This is a genomic window from Ramlibacter tataouinensis, from assembly GCF_027941915.1.
In the GTDB taxonomy this organism is placed as follows: Bacteria; Pseudomonadota; Gammaproteobacteria; order Burkholderiales; family Burkholderiaceae_C; genus Ramlibacter; species Ramlibacter tataouinensis_C.
This window is the reverse complement of sequence record NZ_CP116009.1, coordinates 1,035,984-1,051,471: the sequence shown is the minus strand read 5'-3', so window position 1 is coordinate 1,051,471 and position 15,488 is coordinate 1,035,984. Positions and strand designations below refer to the sequence as shown.

The 15,488-nt window shown below is 68.7% G+C and carries 15 protein-coding genes; 10 read left to right on the top strand and 5 right to left on the bottom strand.

Annotated elements, in window-relative coordinates; all coding sequences use genetic code 11:
* Positions 1 to 32 precede the first annotated feature (32 nt).
* The 6 genes from PE066_RS04840 to PE066_RS04815 all read left to right on the top strand — a co-directional run bounded on the left by PE066_RS04840 (position 33) and on the right by PE066_RS04815 (position 6,443).
* The gene (locus PE066_RS04840) at positions 33 to 1,235 is read left to right on the top strand and encodes an acyl-CoA dehydrogenase family protein (RefSeq protein WP_271235431.1); all 1,203 of its coding nucleotides are present in this window, start codon (positions 33 to 35) and stop codon (positions 1,233 to 1,235) included.
* The gene (locus PE066_RS04835) at positions 1,235 to 2,401 is read left to right on the top strand and encodes an acyl-CoA dehydrogenase family protein (protein ID WP_271235430.1); all 1,167 of its coding nucleotides are present in this window, start codon (positions 1,235 to 1,237) and stop codon (positions 2,399 to 2,401) included. Before PE066_RS04840 ends, PE066_RS04835 begins: the two co-directional genes overlap by 1 nt.
* Before the next feature lie 55 nt (positions 2,402 to 2,456).
* Positions 2,457 to 3,653 (top strand): acetyl-CoA C-acetyltransferase, encoded by a 1,197-nt coding sequence (locus PE066_RS04830; RefSeq protein WP_271235429.1) that lies wholly within the window; start codon positions 2,457 to 2,459, stop codon positions 3,651 to 3,653.
* Positions 3,654 to 3,990: 337 nt separating this feature from the next.
* On the top strand, positions 3,991 to 5,730 hold the full coding sequence (locus PE066_RS04825; protein ID WP_271235428.1) for a WD40/YVTN/BNR-like repeat-containing protein: 1,740 nt from the start codon (positions 3,991 to 3,993) through the stop codon (positions 5,728 to 5,730).
* A 46-nt stretch (positions 5,731 to 5,776) separates the two neighbouring features.
* On the top strand, positions 5,777 to 5,983 hold the full coding sequence (locus PE066_RS04820; protein ID WP_271235427.1) for a dodecin: 207 nt from the start codon (positions 5,777 to 5,779) through the stop codon (positions 5,981 to 5,983).
* Between the two features lie 31 nt (positions 5,984 to 6,014).
* Complete coding sequence (locus PE066_RS04815) at positions 6,015 to 6,443, top strand: DUF1810 domain-containing protein (protein WP_271235426.1); 429 nt, start codon at positions 6,015 to 6,017, stop codon at positions 6,441 to 6,443.
* Positions 6,444 to 6,450: 7 nt separating this feature from the next.
* Here PE066_RS04815 and PE066_RS04810 read toward each other — a convergent pair whose 3' ends face one another.
* On the bottom strand, positions 6,451 to 6,924 hold the full coding sequence (locus PE066_RS04810; RefSeq protein ID WP_271235425.1) for a GNAT family N-acetyltransferase: 474 nt from the start codon (positions 6,922 to 6,924) through the stop codon (positions 6,451 to 6,453).
* 145 nt (positions 6,925 to 7,069) lie between these two features.
* Here PE066_RS04810 and PE066_RS04805 point away from each other — a divergent pair, with 145 nt between their 5' ends.
* Positions 7,070 to 7,366 (top strand): hypothetical protein, encoded by a 297-nt coding sequence (locus PE066_RS04805; RefSeq protein ID WP_271235424.1) that lies wholly within the window; start codon positions 7,070 to 7,072, stop codon positions 7,364 to 7,366.
* A gap of 110 nt (positions 7,367 to 7,476) precedes the next feature.
* On the opposite strand, the gene PE066_RS21450 is transcribed toward PE066_RS04805, so the two are convergent.
* Positions 7,477 to 7,701 (bottom strand): hypothetical protein, encoded by a 225-nt coding sequence (locus PE066_RS21450; RefSeq protein WP_440480577.1) that lies wholly within the window; start codon positions 7,699 to 7,701, stop codon positions 7,477 to 7,479.
* A 150-nt stretch (positions 7,702 to 7,851) separates the two neighbouring features.
* On the opposite strand from PE066_RS21450, the gene glnA reads away from it, so the two are divergent.
* A complete protein-coding gene (gene glnA / locus PE066_RS04795) occupies positions 7,852 to 9,354 on the top strand; it encodes a type I glutamate--ammonia ligase (protein ID WP_271236505.1) in 1,503 nt (500 codons plus the stop codon).
* Positions 9,355 to 9,361: 7 nt separating this feature from the next.
* On the opposite strand, the gene PE066_RS04790 is transcribed toward glnA, so the two are convergent.
* From PE066_RS04790 to PE066_RS04780, 3 genes are all read right to left on the bottom strand, one after another.
* Positions 9,362 to 10,027 (bottom strand): hypothetical protein, encoded by a 666-nt coding sequence (locus PE066_RS04790; RefSeq protein WP_271235423.1) that lies wholly within the window; start codon positions 10,025 to 10,027, stop codon positions 9,362 to 9,364.
* Positions 10,024 to 11,427 (bottom strand): selenium-binding protein SBP56-related protein, encoded by a 1,404-nt coding sequence (locus PE066_RS04785; protein ID WP_271235422.1) that lies wholly within the window; start codon positions 11,425 to 11,427, stop codon positions 10,024 to 10,026. Before PE066_RS04785 ends, PE066_RS04790 begins: the two co-directional genes overlap by 4 nt.
* 159 nt (positions 11,428 to 11,586) lie before the next feature.
* The gene (locus tag PE066_RS04780; RefSeq protein WP_271235421.1) at positions 11,587 to 11,997 is read right to left on the bottom strand and encodes an RNA-binding protein; all 411 of its coding nucleotides are present in this window, start codon (positions 11,995 to 11,997) and stop codon (positions 11,587 to 11,589) included.
* A gap of 322 nt (positions 11,998 to 12,319) precedes the next feature.
* Between PE066_RS04780 and PE066_RS04775 the strand changes: the two genes are divergently transcribed.
* Positions 12,320 to 13,672, top strand: a complete 1,353-nt coding sequence (locus PE066_RS04775) for a c-type cytochrome (protein WP_271235420.1) — start codon at positions 12,320 to 12,322, stop codon at positions 13,670 to 13,672.
* Between the two features lie 16 nt (positions 13,673 to 13,688).
* Positions 13,689 to 15,488: a cytochrome c oxidase subunit I gene (locus PE066_RS04770; protein WP_271235419.1), complete on the top strand. Its 1,800-nt coding sequence runs from the start codon at positions 13,689 to 13,691 to the stop codon at positions 15,486 to 15,488.

Below are 15,488 nucleotides of genomic sequence, written 5' to 3'. Positions count from 1 at the left end.
CCCCCAACAGAGTCATCGAGGAGAGCAAAGACATGATCAGGGATCCTGAAGTGCTGGACGCCTTGCTGGACAGCGTCTCGCGTTTCGTGCGCGGACGGCTGATCCCGGCCGAAGCGGAAGTGGAAGAAACCGATGCGATCCCGCCGGCGATCGTGCAGGAGATGAAGGAGCTGGGCCTGTTCGGCCTGTCGATCCCCGAGGCCTATGGCGGCCTCGGGCTGACGATGGAGGAAGAGGTCCGGGTCGTCTTCGAGCTGTGCCGGGCCTCGACCGTGTTCCGCTCCATCATCGGCACCACGGTCGGCATCGGCTCGCAGGGCATCCTGATGGACGGCACGCCGCAGCAGAAGCAGCTCTACCTGCCGCGGCTGGCCAGCGGCGAGCTGATCGCGTCGTTCGCTCTGACCGAGCCCGAGGCCGGCTCCGATGCGGCGTCGCTGCGCACCACGGCCGTGCGCGACGGCGACAGCTACGTCGTGAACGGCACCAAGCGCTACATCACCAACGCGCCGCAGGCCGGCATCTTCACCCTGATGGCCCGCACCGACCCGAAGGAGAAGGGCGCCGCCGGCGTGTCCGCGTTCATCGTCGATGCGCGCTCGCCGGGCATCGGCTTCGGCAAGAAGGACCGCAAGATGGGCCAGCGCGGCGCCCACACCTGCGACGTGATCTTCGAGAACTGCCGGGTGCCGGCCGCCAACCTGATCGGGCTGGAGGAAGGGCGCGGCTTCAAGACGGCGATGAAGGTGCTGGACAAGGGCCGCCTGCACATCGCGGCGGTGGCAGTGGGCGCGGCCCGGCGCATCCTGGACGACGCACTGCGGTATGCCGTCGAGCGCAGGCAGTTCGGCCAGCCGATCGCGCAGTTCCAGCTGGTCCAGGCCATGATCGCCGACAGCCACGCGGAGATCTATGCGGCCGAATGCATGGTGCTGGACGCGGCGCGCCGGCGCGACGAAGGCCGCAACGTGTCCACTGAGGCGTCGTGCTGCAAGATGTTCGCCACCGAGATGTGCGGGCGGGTGGCCGACCGCGCGGTCCAGATGCTGGGCGGCGCCGGCTACATGGCCGAGTACGGCATCGAACGGTTCTACCGCGACGTGCGGCTGTTCCGGCTGTACGAGGGCACGACCCAGATCCAGCAGCTGATCATCGCCCGCAACCTGCTGCGTGACCTGGCCGAGGGAACGCCGGCCGGTGGCGGCGGCGCGTTCCGGTCGGGGAAGGAAAGCTGATGGACGCGCTGACCACCCCCGACGCGTACCAGGAGATCCGCGAGGCCGTCCGCGCCCTGTGCGCCGGGTTCCCCGACGAGTACCACCGGAAGGTCGACGCGGACAAGGCCTACCCCGAGGCCTTCGTCGACGCGCTGACCCGCGCGGGCTGGCTGGCGGCGCTGATCCCCGCCGAGTACGGCGGCTCGGGCCTGGGCCTGGCCGAGGCCTCGGTGATCATGGAGGAGATCAACCGCAGCGGCGGCAACGCCGGCGCCTGCCACGGCCAGATGTACAACATGGGCACGCTGCTGCGCCACGGCTCGCCCGAGCAGAAGCGCAAGTACCTGCCGAAGATCGCCTCCGGCGAATGGCGCCTGCAGTCGATGGGCGTGACCGAGCCGACCACCGGCACCGACACCACCAAGATCAAGACCACCGCCGTGAAGAAGGGCGACCGCTACGTGGTCAACGGCCAGAAGGTGTGGATCTCGCGCGTGCAGCACTCCGATTGGATGATCCTGCTGGCGCGCACCACGCCGCTGGCCGAGGTGAAGAGGAAATCGGAAGGCATGTCGATCTTCATGGTCGACCTGCACGAGGCCGAGAAGAGCGGCCTGACCGTGCGGCCGATCGCCAACATGGTCAACCACGAGACCAACGAGCTGTTCTTCGAGAACCTGGAGATCCCGGCCGAGAACCTGATCGGCCAGGAGGGCCAGGGCTTCAGGTACATCCTGGACGGGCTCAACGCCGAACGCACGCTGATCGCGGCCGAATGCATCGGCGACGGCTGGTGGTTCCTCGACAAGGTGACGAAGTACGCCGGCGAGCGCATGGTGTTCGGCCGGCCGATCGGCCAGAACCAGGGCGTGCAGTTCCCGATCGCCGAAAGCTACATCGAGGTGGAGGCGGCCAACCTGATGCGCTTCAAGGCCTGCCGGCTGTTCGACGCCGGCCAGCCCTGCGGCGCCGAAGCCAACATGGCCAAGTACCTGGCGGCCAAGGCCAGCTGGGAGGCGGCCAACGCCTGCCTGCAGTTCCATGGCGGTTTCGGCTTCGCCCACGAATACGACGTCGAGCGCAAGTTCCGCGAGACCCGGCTGTACCAGGTGGCGCCGATCTCCACCAACCTGATCCTCAGCTACGTCGCCGAGCACCTGCTGGGGCTGCCCCGCTCGTTCTAGCCGCGCGTCATGAGCCGTCCGGCGGAACTTTCAACCACGCTATCGAGGAATGCCCATGCGCCGAGCCGCCATCGTTTCCCCCCTTCGCACCCCCGTCGGCACCTTCGGCGGCAGCCTGCGGCCGGTGCCGGTCGAGGAGCTGGCGGCCATCACGCTGCGCGAGCTGCTGGATAGGACCCGGATCGATCCGCAGCGCATCGACGATGTCGTGTTCGCCCAGTCCTACGCCAGCGGCGAAACCCCGTGCATCGGTCGCTGGGCCGCGCTGCAGGCCGGGCTGCCGGTGTCGGTGCCGGGCTTCCAGCTCGACCGCCGCTGCGGCGGCGGCCTGCAGGCGATCGTCACGGCCTGCATGATGGTGCAGAGCGGCGCCGCCGACGTCGTCGTCGCCGGCGGCGTCGAGAGCATGAGCAACGTGGAGTACTACAGCACCGACATGCGCTGGGGCGCGCGCGCCGGCAGCGTGAGGTTCCATGACCGGCTCGAGCGCGGGCGCGAGCGCTCGCAGCCGGTGGAACGCTTCGGGGCGATCTCCGGGATGATCGAGACGGCGGAGAACCTCGCCCGCGATTTCGGCATCGGCCGCGAGGAAGCGGACGCCTACGCCGTGCGCAGCCACCAGCGCGCGGCCGCGGCCTGGCGCGACGGGCGGTTCGACAGCGAAGTGGTTCCCGTGCCCGTGCCGCAGAAGAAGGGGGAGCCCCGGCTGGTCACCCGCGACGAAGGGATCCGCGAGGACGCCTCGATGGAGAGCCTGGGAGCGCTGCGCCCGCTGGTGAAGGGCGGAACGGTCACGGCCGGCAACGCGAGCCAGCAGAACGACGCCGCGGCGGCGTGCCTGGTCGTGGCCGAAGACCGGCTGGAGTCGCTCGGCCTGCAGCCCATGGCCACCCTGGTGGGCTGGGCGGCGGCAGGGTGCGAGCCCTCGCGCATGGGCATCGGGCCGGTGCCGGCCGTCGAGAAGCTGATGGCGCGCACCGGCCTGACCCTGGACCGGATGGACCTGGTCGAGCTGAACGAAGCGTTTGCCTGCCAGGTGCTGGCCGTGCTGCGCGGCTGGGGCTGGAACGACCCCGACCGGCTCAACGTCAACGGCTCGGGGATCTCGCTCGGCCATCCGATCGGCGCGACCGGCGTGCGCATCCTCGCCACCCTGCTTCATGAACTGCAGCGGCGCAAGGGCCGCTATGCCCTCGAGACCATGTGCATCGGCGGCGGCCAGGGGTTGGCCGCCGTGTTCGAGCGGGCCTGAGAGGCGTCGCGCGCCCGAGCCGGCTGCAGCCCCCGCGCCGGCTCGATGCGCCTCATCAGGCTGCTTCCCGGTGGCCGGGCGCGGCAACCGTCACCAACGGTACCGCCGGCGAGCGCGCCCGGCGCGACGTTCGCGCGCTGCTCATTCACGCGCAGGCCGGTCCGTGCCTCATTCCACCTGGTCGAGCTTGGCTTTTGGGCGAACGGCCGCTCGCCCGGCCGTGGGCAACGGTGCGTTCACAAGAATTGCAAACCGGTGCGCATCCGGCGCCCGGCCTCGTCATCGTCGAACGCGACTTCGCGGCAGTCGCGAGTGTCCCGATGGATGGAGCCCGACGATGCGGCAAGCATGGAAAGGGAAGGTCCGGCTGTCAGCCGTGCTGGCGGCCGTGTGCCTGGCCGCCTGTGGCGGCGGGGACGATAACGGGACGAGCACTGGCACGGCGGCCACCGGCACCTCGGCCGGCGGGTCGGGCGGCGCTTCGGGTGGAACGGCCAGCGCCGCAAGCCCGGTCGCGCTGGCCTGGACCCCGGCGGGAGGGCTGGTCCCGGACCAGTACCACTGGGTGGCGACGAACGAGACCGGGACCGTGATGGCCGCCACGACCATCCGCACCAACGGCGGGCAGATCTTCGTGTCGCGCAACTCGGGCGTCGAATTCACGCCCACCAGCGCGCCGTCCGCGCTGTGGATCTCGCTGGACATGACGCCGGCGGGCGACCGGATGGTGGCGGTGGGCATCGGCGGCGGCATGTTCCTGTCGACCGACTCCGGTGCGACCTGGACTCGCATCGACACGGCGATCAACCGGGCCAATGCGCTCGACTACGAGTCGGTCACGATCTCCGACGACGGCTCGCGCATCGTGGCCGTGGTGCTGAACGGTCCGGTCTGGGTGTCCACCAACGCGAACGCGTCGACTCCCACGTTCACCCAGGCGAGGCTGGCAGGCGGCGCGGCCCTGGTCGACGCCTTCCGCGGGGTGGACAGCTCGGCGGATGGCACGCGGGTGGTCGCGGTCAGCCACAACGGCATCGTGTACGTGTCGGGCGATGCCGGGCTAACGTTCGCGCCGGTTCCCGTCAGGGTCGGCGGGACGGACGTGGCCAACGGCTGGTACCGCGTGGCCATGTCCGACGACGGCTCCCGGATCGCCGTGGCCGGCAACACGGATTTCGGCATCGGCGTGCCGGCCGCAAACGCCAGCACCGGGCTCTACGTCGGCAATCTCTCCGGCTCCCAGTTGAGCTGGAGGCAAGGCAGCGCCGTGGCCGGCGCCTACACGTCGCTGTCGATGTCGGGCGACGGCGGGGTGATCGGTGCAACCTTGTCCTCGACCGTGGGCGGCGGCCCCGGGCAGGTGCTGCTGTCCACCAACGGCGGCGTCTCGTTCACGCAGGCGACCGCGCCCGCCGGAGAAACGAACTGGCGCGCGCTCGCCCTGGCGGACGACGCCAGCCGCGCCGTGCTGGCCTCCGGCACGTTCCAGCAGACGAACGGACAGGTGTTCGTGTCGCCGCTCCTTGCTGGGACGAGCACCGGCACGACCGGCACGACCGGCACGACTGTCACGACTGGCACGACTGGCACGACTGGCACGACTGGCACGACCGGCGCCGCCGGTACGACTGGCACGGCCGGCGCGACGGGCACGATTGGCGCCCCGGGAACGTTTGTCATTCCCGGGACGTTTGGAACGCCGGGAACGCTTGCGACGCCAGGAACGCCGGGGACCTTTGTCACACCGGGAACGTTCGGCTCGCCGGGGTCGATCGGCACGACCGGCACCACCGGAACGTCGGGTACGCCGGGGACGTTCGTCATACCGGGAACGTTCGGTTCGCCCGGCACGACCGGCACCACCGGAACGTCGGGTGCACCGGCAACGTTCGTCATACCGGGAACGTTTGGCTCGCCCGGAACGTTCAGCACGAGCGGCACGCCGGGCACGTTCGTCTCACCGGGCGCGTTCGGCACGACCGGCACGACCACCGACATGGCCGGCACGGCAGGAGCGGCTGGCAGCGACATCATCGGCACGATGGGGTCGGCCACGACGAGCGGCGCATCGAGGTAGTCGCACCCGAGGGGCCAACACCATCAGTCGACTGTCAGGAGATGCCATGTCCCAACACGTGTACAAGATCCTGGAAATCACCGGGTCCTCGCCCTCGGGAATCGAAGACGCCGTCAACACGGCCATTGCCAAGGCCAGCGAGACCCTCCGCAACATGAACTGGTTCGAGGTCGTGGAAACACGCGGCCATATCCAGGACGGGAAGGTGGCCCACTGGCAGGTGACGCTGAAGGTCGGTTTCACCCTCGAGTGAGGAGGCGATCGCAGAGCCGGTTGCTCGAGGCATGTCCGCCGACCCGTTTCGCCTCCAGCGCTTTGCCGACGCGCAGGCGCCCGTGTGGGACGACGTCACGGCGGAGCTGCGCGCCGGCCGGAAGCGAACGCACTGGATGTGGTTCGTCTTTCCCCAGCTGGCAGCGCTCGGCCGAAGCGGCACCGCGCGCTTCTTTGGCATCGCCGGGGCCGAGGAAGCACGGGCTTACCTCGAGCACCCGGTGCTGGGTCCGCGGCTGCTCGAGTGCTGTGACCTGTTGCTGGCGGTGCGCGATCGCTCCGCCACGGAGGTATTCGGAGAGGTGGATGCCATGAAGCTGCGTTCCTGCCTCACGCTGTTCGAAGCCGTGGCGCCCGGGTCCCGGGCCTTCTCCGAATGCCTGGAAGCCTGGTTCGGTGGCCAACGCGACCCGCTGACGACGGCGCTGCTGGCGCGCTGACCGGCCCTCAGGGAGCTGGGGATGTCCGCAGCCACTTCTCCAGCAGCACCCCGTCCACGCCGTCGCTGTACCTGCCGTGCCTGATCGCCACCTCGTGGTAGCCCAGCTCGTTGTAGAACGTCCGGGCCGGGACGTTGTCCCGCCTCGCTTCGAGGCGAATCCGGCGCGCGCCCGCGACCCGGGCTGACGCTTCCAGCCAGCGCAGCAGCGAGCGGCCGAACCCGCTGCGCTGGCTCGTTCCGCGCACGGCCAGCAGGGACAGGTAGGCATCTGCTTCCAGGTACTCCATGATGCCGAACGCAACGAGGGCGCCATCCACCCGGATGACGGCGACGTTGGTGTCGGGATCGCGGATGGCCGCCAGCACGCGGTCGCGGCGCCAGGTCCACGGCAGGCCGCGTTCGATCAGGTCGCGCGACATCGCGGCGATGTCCCCCGCATCGGCGGGCTGGGCCAGGCGAACTGGCGGGTCGGCAGTCATGGCACGGGAGAGGCAATCAAGGTCGCCGCTTTGGCACGCGATTGTCCGCGGCTGCGCACCCGCCGACCCCTGGCGCGCTTACATCTGATGGCGAAGTTTGCGTGCCGGCCATCGCGCAACGGCTCCAATGGAAGAGGATCGCGCCATGAACGTCAAGCGCATCGTCAAACGCATTGCATTCACGGCAGCAGTGTTCGGGGCAGCAGGGGTGCTGGGTGGCTGCGCTGTGTACTCGGAGCCCCCGGCCTACGCGACCTATCCCGCACCGGTGGCGTACGGCAACGCGCCACCGGTCATCGTGGCGCCGGCGCCGGTCTATGTGCCGCCGCCGGTCCATTACGGCCCGAGCGTCCGTCTCGACATCTTCGGTGGCCCCGGCTACCGCCACCGCCACCACCACCATCCCGACCGCCATCATCACCGCCGCGACCACCGTCGCTGACACGGTATCCCCGCGCATCGCTTCGGCACGTGCGCACGGGCGTTGAAGTTCTCCTGCGCAAGATCCGCAAACGGATGCAAGCAGCTGCTTCGCTCGACGGTGGACCGGACCTAGGATGGCGCGATGGAAGCGGGGTATGTCGCCCGGACATGGGCCGTGACGAGGTCGCGCTGGCGATCGAGTGGGCGGCACGGGAAGGCTGGAATCCGGGCCTGCACGACGCCGGGACCTTCCACGCCGCCGATCCGCAAGGCTTCTTCGTCGGCACGCTGCAGGGCGAGCCGGTCGTTCGAGACCGCACGCATGTACACGGGCCAACCGCCGGCCGTGAACATGCACGGCCTGTATGGGGTCACGACGTTCGAGCTGGGCTGAACGATGGCGCGGATGAGGCAGCGGCGCGCCGGCACGGCGCCGGCGTTCCCGCGAACGCCTTGCAATCCGGATCGGCCGGCCTACGATGGGTCATCGCTCAGGAGGCAGCCATGTCCACTCAGCAGGTTGTCACGGAAACCGGAACCGCCTCCGTCACCCCGGGCGGGTACCAGATCAAGCGGCCGGCGTCGCCCGGGGACGTGATCTCCATGGTCGAGAACCAGGGGATCCAGATCATCGACCTCAGGTTCACCGACCTGCCGGGGATCTGGCAGCACTTCTCGATCGCCCTGCCTGAGCTGCACGAGGGGCTCTTCAGCGACGGCATCGGCTTCGACGGCTCGTCGATCCGCGGGTTCCAGGAGATCCACGAGTCGGACATGCTGCTCAAGCCCGATCCGTCGACGGCGTTCGTCGATCCGCTGTGCGAGCTGCCGACGCTGGCCATGGTCTGCGACGTGCACGATCCCGTGCTGGGCACGCCGTACTCGCGCGATCCGCGCCATGTCGCCCGCAAGGCCGAGAACTACCTGAAGTCCACCGGCCTCGCCCAGACCTGCTATTTCGGGCCCGAGCTGGAGTTCTTCATCTTCGATTCCGTGCGCTTCGGCCAGGACGAACACTCCGGCTACTACTACATCGAGTCGGCCGAAGGCGCATGGAACTCGGGCGCGGACGAAGGCGCGTACGGTGGCGGCAACCTGGGCTACAAGTCGCGCTTCAAGGAAGGCTACTTTCCGGTGCCGCCGCAGGACACGCTGCAGGACATCCGCTCCGAGATCGTGCTGGCGCTGATGCAGGCCGGCATCCAGGTCGAGGTGCACCACCACGAAGTCGCGACCGCGGGGCAGAACGAGATCGACATGAAGTTCGCGCCCCTCACGCGGATGGCGGACAACGTGATGATCTACAAGTACATCTGCAAGAACGTCGCGCGCCGGCACGACAAGGTGGCCACCTTCATGCCCAAGCCGATCTTCGGCGACAACGCCAGCGGCATGCATTGCCACCAGAGCCTGTGGAAGGACGGGAAGAACCTCTTCTACGACGCCAATGGCTGGGCGCTGACCTCGCAGGAATGCCGCTGGTACATCGGTGGGCTGCTCAGGCACGCGCCGGCCCTGATGGCGTTCTGCGCTCCCACTACCAACTCCTACAAGCGGCTGGTGCCGGGCTACGAGGCGCCCGTCAACCTCGCCATGTCGCAGCGCAACCGTTCGGCGGCCGCGCGCATTCCGATGTACTCGAGCTCGCCGGGCGCCCGGCGCGTGGAGTTCCGCTGTCCCGACCCTTCCGCCAACGCCTACCTCGCGTTCGCCGCGATGCTGATGGCCGGCCTGGATGGCATCGCCGGCCGGATCGAGCCGGGGGAGCCGCTGGACAAGAACATCTACGACCTGCCGCCCGAGGAAGCGGGCCGGGTGCGGCAGGTTCCCGCATCGCTGCAGGAGTCGCTCGCGGCGCTGGAGGAGGACCACGCCTTCCTGATTGCCGGCGACGTCTTCACGCGCGACGTCATCGACACCTGGATCGACTACAAGCGGCGCAAGGAGATCGATCCCGTCCGGCTGCGGCCCCACCCCTGGGAGTTCCAGCTGTACTTCGACGTCTGAGCCGGTTTCAGGCGGCCGACACGACCCCTGCCGCACCCGCCAGCACCAGGCTGCCGGCCCAGGCGGCATCGAGGTTCAACCACACCCGCGACAGGAACTTCAGCCCCAGGTAGCGGTAGACGGCCCATGCGATGCACAGGCCCGCCAGCAGCATCGCGGCGGTGTGCACGGCCGCCACCGACAGGGCGGTGATGACATTGGACGTGCCCATCGCGCCCATCACCGCCGCATGGGCCGCCGACCCGCCACCCGCCTCCGGCGGCGAGCGGCACAGGCCCAGCGTGAAGGGCAGCAGCATCAGGCCGGCGCCATGGGCGGTTGCCATCCAGAAGGACCACCAGGCCAGTTGCGTGGGGCGGATGCGTGCCAGGGCGCGGGGATGCCGGCGCCGCAGCAGGCGGTAGACCCCGAACAGCAGGACCAGCCCGCCCGCGGCCAGCTGGATCGCACGGCTCCAGGACACATAGCCCACCAGCCAGGCGAACGGCAACAGCGCGGCCGACATGGCCGCCAGGTGGCCGCCGCCCAAGGGCAGCAGGGTGGCGAAGACGGCGCGGCTGCGCCGCTGGGCCAGCCCGTTCGCGACCGCCAGGGGCCAGCCCATCGCCGGATTGAGCCCGTGGTACAGGCCGAGCGCGACGACGGCCAGCCAGAGCGCCGAAGTGCTGCTCAAGCCGAGGGATAGCAGAAGGAATCGGTCGAGCAGTCGCCGCCCTGCAGGCGGACCTGGTGGGCGGCATAGCCATCGCCGAACTCGACGTAGAACCGGGGATCGAGCTCGAGCCCGCCCTGCGGTGCGACCCGGCACATCACCTGCACGCCCGGGATGCCGTCCGGGTAGAACTGGCGATCCCACGTGCTGTACAGCGAGTTGGTGAAGAACACGCGGTGGCCGTCCCGGCTGATCTCCGTCATCTGCGGCCCGCCGCCGAAGGCGCGGCCGCTGGGGTGCTGCTGGTGCGCCACGATGCCGCCGACGCGCACGCTGCCGGTCAGGGTCGGCTTGAGCGGGTCGGTCACGTCGTACTGCCGCAGTTCGCCCGTGCCCCAGCAGGCCACGTACAGGAAACGGTCGTCCATCGACAGGTCGATGTCGCTGATCAGCGGCGGCACGGCAGCGAAGCCCTTGAGCAGCTCCGGCAACCGTGCCGGATCGGCCGGCTCGGGCGGGACGGTCGCGGTCTTGCGCGCATGGAACGTTCCGCCTTCGCGCCACCAGGTCCAGATCGACGCCTCCAGGTTGGTCGTGTCGACGACCACGCCGACGAAGCCGTAGTCGCGGCTCGGGTCGTGCGCGGGCCGGACCTCCAGAGCCATCTGGTGGTTGGCGCCCAGGTCGATCGTCTGCACGTGCCGGCGGTCGCGCAGGTTCCAGAAGTGCAGGCGGTGGCCGTACTTGTTGCCGAGCAGGTCCTCGGGGACCAGGCCGTTCTCGAACTGCGGCGGCAGGCCCCACTCGCTCGACACCATGTAGTCGCGCGGCAGGTTCCACCAGAAGTCGTAGTGCAGCTCCTGCGGCCCGCGGTCGATCTCCCAGCGGCCCAGCACCTCGAAGGTCTGGCAGTCCATCAGGAAGATGCCGGGCGGGCCGAGCGTGCCGTCGGGCCCGCCGCCGCCGAGCGTGCTGACGTAGATGCCCTCGGGCCCGCAGTGCACCGTGTGCGGACGCGAATAGCCCGTCCGGCTGCGGATCTCATCCGGCTCGATGGTCTTGACCAGCCGCAGCTGGCGCGGGTCCGGCTGGGTGTCGAACACGTACATCCGCGACGAGCGGATGCCGGGCACGAGCAGGTAGCGCCGCTGCAGGAACGCGTTGCACGACAGGGGCGACAGCGCCGAGCTGCACGCGTTCCATCCGAAGTGGTGCAATTCGTCGCCGCGGTGGGGCAGCTCGGCCCGGTTCAGCACGGTGCCGTACGTGGCCGATCCCTCGTCCACGTCGACCACGGCCAGCGCGTCCGGGCGCGAACGGTCGGGCGACAGCAGGGCCGTGTAGGCGATGTGTTCCGGTTCCGCCTGCATCGCCAGGCGGGGCGATGGGTGGAATGTCGGGTCCAGTCGCACGCTTTCCATGGCACGCCTCCTGCGTTGAAAGGGGCAACAACCGTAGTTGGCGAACGCCAGAAGTCAAGGCGCGGGCGGACTGTCAAGTCGCGGGCGGACTTGCTCCGGATGCGCCGCTGCCGATGCCGGCTTTCCGAGCGGAAGGGCGCGCGATCCGCGCCCGCCGCATCAGCAGACCAGGTCCTCGATGACGAGGAAACGGTAGCGCTGCCCATAGGAGCAGTGCGTGTCCTTCAGCAGCTCCACCACGTGGTCCGACGTCAGCCTGGCATTGGCGTGCACGACGAGCGCGTAGTGGCCGTCGTGGGCGAGCTGGCGGAAATGCAGCGCCGTGTCCGCCTCGGTTCCCACCGACGGCAGCAGCAGGTCGCTGTGCTCATCGCACAAGCCCGTGATCGCGTGGTCGAATTCCTCGGGCGTCGCCAAGGACATCTCGTCCTCCGACACACCATCCTCGCGCAACAGCTTCGCCGCGAGGAGCGCGTCCTTCTCGGTGGGGAACATCATCACGATGTGCCCCCTGGGATAGAAGATGCCGCGCATGGTGGTCATGCCGGAAGAGAGGCTGAAGTGTTTCATCTGACTCTCCTTTGAAAATCCGGCCCTAAGTACTAACAGGGTAGGGCGGCGGCATGCAACTGGAAGATGTAAACGCTTCCCTTGCAGGGCAGGAGCCGTGCCTCATCGGTTGCGCAAAGCACGAGCTTCACACGCTGGCTCAGCGTGACCGGCGACGCACTGCCGAGCACCGTTGGCTTGCATGGCTGCGCCATCGGATGTACAAGTTTGGCGAAGCGCTATCGCGCGCGAGGGAGGCTTCGGTGCACGGTCCCCTGCGTTTGCGTCCTGCGGATCCGCGCACGGCACGCCGGCCGGCGGCCGCGCTTGCACGGGGCTGACCATGGCTATCGCCATCGCGCTGATCGTGCTGGCCCTCGGCTCGGTCCTCTTCCATTTCCTGAGCCCGTGGTACTTCACCCCGATCGCCTCGAACTGGGGCGCCATCGACACGACGATCGGCATCACCTTCTGGGTGACCGGGGTCGTGTTCGTGGCGGTGAACGTGTTCATGGCCGTGGCGGTGCTCCGCTACCGGCACCGGCACGACAGCCGCTCCGCCTACCAGCCCGAGAACAAGCAGCTCGAGTGGTGGCTGCTGGTCCTCACCGCGGCCGGCGTCGCGGCCATGCTGGCCCCGGGCCTGCTGGTCTGGGCGAAAGTCGTCGACGCCCCCGGGGACGCCCAGGTGGTGGAGGTGCTGGCGCGGCAATGGAACTGGAGCTATCGGCTGCCCGGCAAGGACGGCAAGCTGGGTACGGTGAACGCCCGCCTGGTCACGGACGAGAATCCGTTCGGCCTCAACCCCAGCGATCCCAATGGCCGGGACGACATCCTGGTGGCGAGCCCCGACCTGCACGTGCCGCTGGGGCATCCGGTCAAGTTGCTGCTTCGCTCCAAGGACGTGCTGCACAACTTCGGCGTGGCGCAACTGCGCGTCAAGATGGACATGGTGCCCGGCCAGGTCACCTATGCGTGGTTCACGCCCACCCGCACCGGTTCGTTCGACCTGCTGTGCGAGGAGCTGTGCGGGATCGGGCATTTCGCCATGCGCGGGCGGCTCGTGGTGGACGACCCCGCAAGCTACGAAGCCTGGCTGAACGGGCAACCGACGTTCGCCCAGGCGTCGGAGCGAGTGCCCGGCAACGCCGCAGCCGGCAAGGCCGCCTATGCCGTCTGCGCGGCCTGCCATGGCGCCAACGGCGAGGGCAACAGGGCCCTGAACGCGCCGCGGCTGGGTGGGCAGCCGGCCTGGTACCTGGAGCGCCAGCTGCGCCTGTTCAGGAGCGGCGCCCGGGGCACGCATGAGAAGGACAGCTTCGGCAAGATGATGGCGCCCATGGCCGCCACGCTGCCCGACGAGGCGGCCCTGGCCAACGTCGCCAGCTACATCGCCTCGATGCCGGACACGCCGGCGGCGCACACGGTCAGCGGCGACGTGGACAAGGGCCGCCGGCACTACGCGACCTGCGCGGCCTGCCACGGCGCCGACGGTCGCGGCATCTCGGCGACCCAGGCGCCCCGGCTGCAGGGCATGAGCGACTGGTACATGGCCCGGCAGTTGAAGAACTTCAGGGACGGCGTGCGCGGCGACCATCCGCAGGACATCCGGGGCGCCCAGATGCGGCTGGTTGCCGGGATGCTGAGCGACGACGCGGTGATCGCCGACACGCTGGCCTACATCAACTCGCGCTGACTTCCGGAAGGCCGCCATGAGCTCCCATGTTGCGCACGACGAGACCGCTTTCGCGCCGCCGGCGGAAACCGGCGAGGCCGAGCTCTACCACCCGAAGACTTTCATCGGCAAGTACGTCTGGAGCCAGGACGCGAAGGTGATCGCCATCCAGTACGCGCTGACCGCGATGGGCATCGGGCTGGTGGCGCTGGTCTTTTCCTGGCTGATGCGGCTGCAGCTCGGATTCCCGGGGCGCTTCGCCTTCATCGACCCCGCCACCTACCTGCAGCTGGTGAGCATGCACGGGATGATCATGGTGATCTACCTGCTGACGGCGCTGTTCCTGGGCGGCTTCGGCAACTACCTGATTCCGTTGATGGTCGGGGCGCGCGACATGGTGTTCCCCTACGTCAACATGCTCAGCTACTGGATCTACCTGCTCGCCGTGGTCCTGCTGGTCGCCAGCATGTTCGTGCCGGGCGGGCCCACCGGCGCGGGCTGGACCCTGTATCCGCCGCAGGCCATCCTGGAGGGCACGCCGGGCGCGCACGCCGGCATCATCCTCATGCTGGTCTCGCTCATGGTGTTCGTCATCGGCTTCACCATGGGGGGCCTGAACTACGTGGTGACCGTCCTGCAGGCCCGCACCCGGGGCATGACGCTGATGCGCATGCCGCTGACGGTGTGGGGCATCTTCATGGCCACCATCCTGGCGCTGCTGGCCTTTCCCGCGCTGTTCGTCAGCGCCGTCATGATGCTGCTGGACCAGACGCTCGGCACCAGCTTCTTCATGCCGGCGCTGGTGTCCAAGGGGCAGCAGTTGGCGTACTCGGGCGGCAACCCGCTGCTGTTCCAGCACCTGTTCTGGTTCTTCGGTCACCCCGAGGTCTACATCGTGGCGCTGCCGGCGTTCGGCATCGTCTCGGACCTGATCAGCACCCACGCGCGCAAGAACATCTTCGGCTACCGCATGATGGTCTGGGCCATCCTGGTGATCGGCGGCCTGAGCTTCGTCGTGTGGGCGCACCACATGTACGTGAGCGGCATGAATCCGCACTTCGGCTTCTTCTTCGCCACCACCACCCTGGTCATCGCGGTGCCCACCGCCATCAAGGTCTACAACTGGGTGCTGACCCTGTGGCGCGGCAACATCCGCCTGACGGTGCCGATGCTGTTCGCCATCGCGTTCATCTTCACCTTCGTCAACGGCGGCCTGACGGGCCTGTTCCTGGGCAACGTGGTGGTCGACATGCCGTTGTCGGACACCATGTTCGTCGTCGCGCACTTCCACATGGTGATGGGGATCGCCCCGGTGCTGGTGGTGTTCGGGGCGATCTACCACTGGTATCCCAAGGTCACCGGGCGGATGCTGGACGAGACGCTGGGCAAGTTCCACTTCTGGGTCACCTTCGTCGGCACCTACGCGATCTTCTACCCCATGCACTACCTCGGGTTCATGGGCGTTCCCCGCCGCTACTACGCGATCGGCGGCACGAGCTTCATTCCCGAGTCGGCCCACCTGCTCAACGCGTGGATCTCGATCGCGGCCTTCGTCGTGGGCGCCGTGCAGCTCGTGTTCCTGTACAACCTGGCGATCAGCTACTGGCGCGGCAAGCCGTCCGGCGGCAATCCCTGGGGCGCCACCACGCTGGAGTGGCAGACGCCGGACACGCCGCCGAAGCACGGCAACTTCGGCAAGGAATTGCCGGTCGTGTACCGCTGGGCCTACGACTACGGCGTTCCGGGCGTCCAGGCCGACTACATCCCCCAGAACGTTCCGCCCGCCGAGGTGCCGGCCGAAGCCTGGGTCCGCAACGAGCAACCGGCCCGAGCGTAG

Coding starts and splice junctions, on each gene's coding strand:
- PE066_RS04840 (WP_271235431.1), top strand. CDS start 33: ATGATCAGGGATCCTGAAGTGCTGGACGCCTTGCTGGACAGCGTCTCG.
- PE066_RS04835 (WP_271235430.1), top strand. CDS start 1,235: ATGGACGCGCTGACCACCCCCGACGCGTACCAGGAGATCCGCGAGGCC.
- PE066_RS04830 (WP_271235429.1), top strand. CDS start 2,457: ATGCGCCGAGCCGCCATCGTTTCCCCCCTTCGCACCCCCGTCGGCACC.
- PE066_RS04825 (WP_271235428.1), top strand. CDS start 3,991: ATGCGGCAAGCATGGAAAGGGAAGGTCCGGCTGTCAGCCGTGCTGGCG.
- PE066_RS04820 (WP_271235427.1), top strand. CDS start 5,777: ATGTCCCAACACGTGTACAAGATCCTGGAAATCACCGGGTCCTCGCCC.
- PE066_RS04815 (WP_271235426.1), top strand. CDS start 6,015: ATGTCCGCCGACCCGTTTCGCCTCCAGCGCTTTGCCGACGCGCAGGCG.
- PE066_RS04810 (WP_271235425.1), bottom strand. CDS start 6,924: ATGACTGCCGACCCGCCAGTTCGCCTGGCCCAGCCCGCCGATGCGGGG.
- PE066_RS04805 (WP_271235424.1), top strand. CDS start 7,070: ATGAACGTCAAGCGCATCGTCAAACGCATTGCATTCACGGCAGCAGTG.
- PE066_RS21450 (WP_440480577.1), bottom strand. CDS start 7,701: ATGTTCACGGCCGGCGGTTGGCCCGTGTACATGCGTGCGGTCTCGAAC.
- glnA (WP_271236505.1), top strand. CDS start 7,852: ATGTCCACTCAGCAGGTTGTCACGGAAACCGGAACCGCCTCCGTCACC.
- PE066_RS04785 (WP_271235422.1), bottom strand. CDS start 11,427: ATGGAAAGCGTGCGACTGGACCCGACATTCCACCCATCGCCCCGCCTG.
- PE066_RS04780 (WP_271235421.1), bottom strand. CDS start 11,997: ATGAAACACTTCAGCCTCTCTTCCGGCATGACCACCATGCGCGGCATC.
- PE066_RS04775 (WP_271235420.1), top strand. CDS start 12,320: ATGGCTATCGCCATCGCGCTGATCGTGCTGGCCCTCGGCTCGGTCCTC.
- PE066_RS04770 (WP_271235419.1), top strand. CDS start 13,689: ATGAGCTCCCATGTTGCGCACGACGAGACCGCTTTCGCGCCGCCGGCG.